The organism is Mycobacterium sp. TH-M82 (genome assembly GCF_057473605.1).
Window position 1 is genome coordinate 1 of the sequence record NZ_JBYCKY010000419.1, and the last position, 2,120, is coordinate 2,120.

General features: G+C 67.3%; 2 protein-coding genes and 1 pseudogene. 1 reads left to right on the top strand and 2 read right to left on the bottom strand.

Going from position 1 to position 2,120, the window contains the following annotated elements:
• Positions 1 to 1,105, bottom strand: a 1,105-nt coding sequence (locus tag AC2VON_RS13070; protein ID WP_486953350.1) for an IS110 family RNA-guided transposase, incomplete at its 3' end; no start/stop codon positions are given.
• Between the two features lie 317 nt (positions 1,106 to 1,422).
• On the opposite strand from AC2VON_RS13070, the gene AC2VON_RS13075 reads away from it, so the two are divergent.
• A complete protein-coding gene (locus tag AC2VON_RS13075) occupies positions 1,423 to 1,770 on the top strand; it encodes a hypothetical protein (RefSeq protein ID WP_369738203.1) in 348 nt (115 codons plus the stop codon).
• 106 nt (positions 1,771 to 1,876) lie between these two features.
• Here the strand turns inward: AC2VON_RS13075 and AC2VON_RS13080 are convergent.
• Positions 1,877 to 2,029 (bottom strand): annotated as a pseudogene (locus AC2VON_RS13080) (hypothetical protein); the annotation flags it as partial.
• Positions 2,030 to 2,120: the final 91 nt, after the last annotated feature.

Sequence of the window (2,120 nt, forward strand, 5' to 3'; positions counted from 1 at the left end):
CGGCGTGGGGGTGGTCGTGCCCGCGGGTTCGGGCCCTGTCGTAGAGGTCGGCGGCCCAGGGGTTGACCAGTCGGGTGTCGGCGGCGAAGTCGGTGACGGCGTCACGGAGTTGTTTGTCGCAAGCCCAGCGGAATCCGACAATGCGGGATTTGCCGGACTGGCGCGTAGAGGGCGCGGCGCCGGCCAGACAGGTCAGCGACTCCGGGGTGGGGAATCGAGCACGGCAGTCCCCGATTTCGGCAAGCAGGCGCGCGGCGCGGACCCGTCCGGCGCGGGGCAGGGACGTGAAGATGTGGGCGTCGGCGTGGGTGTCCAGTTGTGCCTCGATCTGGGTCGAGAGCGCTTTGATCTGTGCGACCAGGGTGCCCAGCAGTGCGACGTAGCTGGCGGTGATGTGGGCCTGGGTGCTGCCGTGAGAACCGGTTGCGCCGGGGGCAGCGTCAAGGATGCGGTGGTGCAGCACGGCGGGGTCGACCTTGCCGGAGTAGCCCTGCTTGGCGAGCCAGTCGCCGAGTCGTTTGGGGGTCAGCCAGTCGATCTTGTCCTGGGTGTCGAATCGGGTCAGGAACGCCAGGCTGATCGCGGAGTCGATGTCTTTGAACAATCCGACGGCGGCAGGCAGCACGTTGCGCAGGTGTGCGCGCAGCTGATTGGCAACGGCCACACGGTGATTGACCAAGTCCTTGCGGGCGCGGCAGGCGCGCCGCAGGGCGACGGTGGCGTCGGTATCGGGGATCAGCGCCCGCAGCCGGGCGCGGTCGGTGCGCAGGGTGTCGGCGAGCACGTAGGCGTCGAACCGGTCGTCCTTGTTGCCGGCCGAGCCGTAGCGGCCGCGCAGGTTCTTGACCTGATTCGGCGAGATCACCACCACGGCCAGACCGGCGAGCAGCAGGGCGTCGACGACTGGCCCGTCGGGACGTTCGATGGCGACCTCACCCACTCCATGGCGGCGCAGGAAAGCGATGAGTTCCCGCAGTCCGGGCGCGCTATGGGGCACCGTGGCTCGGTCGAGTTCGCGGCCCCGGTCATCGACGACGCTGACCGCGTGGTCGTCGCGGGCCCAGTCCAGACCGGCGGTCACACCCCCCGGCGGCTCCTGCGGCAGGGTGGTATCGGTCGGGGTATTGCTGGCAGACTTCACGTCAGCCTCCTCGCTGCTAGTCCCAGTGGGGAGGCACCCATCTTTTCTGGTGCCGCTGGTGCCGGGACGTGGTTGCCGGTCCGCTCACTGATCGGCGCTCGCAGCCAGACGCGGCGTTGGCGCTCAGCCCTATCGACGGTCGACACGCCCCGGGCAACCACCAGGGCCTGCAGATCTCATGCTGGACATCAACCGCGTCAAGCGAGCAGGGCAGTGACCTGGTGGCACCTCGGGTGCATCAACGCTTCATCCAGAAGCGATGACCTCAGGAAGGTAGTCCAGTGAGCGAGCAGGACGACATATCTGCTGGTGACGACCCCGATCAGCAGGCGAGCGAGAAACTCGAATTGGACCAGGGCGCCAAGCAGGCCGCCGCGGAGATGATGCAGGCCTACGAGGACCGGCCCACCGTGGTGCTGCCCGGTTCGGGCGGAACCGTCACGGGCACCGCGGTCAACGACTGGCTCACCGAAGACGGCGATCCCATCTACAACGACGACGCCGGCGACATTGACACGGGCGAGGGCACTGACGAGCAAGCCAAACGCGAGCAGATCGAGAAGGACAAGGCTCGCAACGACGAACTCAGGGAAGCCGCCGCCGCGGAAAACAAGGGCGAAAAGGACTGAGGCGCCGTGTCGATTCAGCCGGATCGGCCCTGAGTCACTTGACGGGTGCCGCGCTCTGGAGTGCGCCTGGGGCCGCGTCGTGGCCGTCCGTTTCGCCGGGACGACCTCCCGGGCGGTGGGAGGCCCACAACGCGGCGCCCAGCTGCGGACGCGGCATCGTGACGACCGGGACCTCGAAACGGCCCGACAATGCCGTGACGACCGCTGGCGTGTTCGCCCTGCCCAGCGAAAACACCGCGACCAGTTTACTAATCCGAAGTTACTGTAGCTGAAATGGGTGAATACCTGGGCTGAGCTGGGGATTTGTTTGGTTTGGGGGGTGGTTGTTCTGGCTACGCGGTGATGGTGAG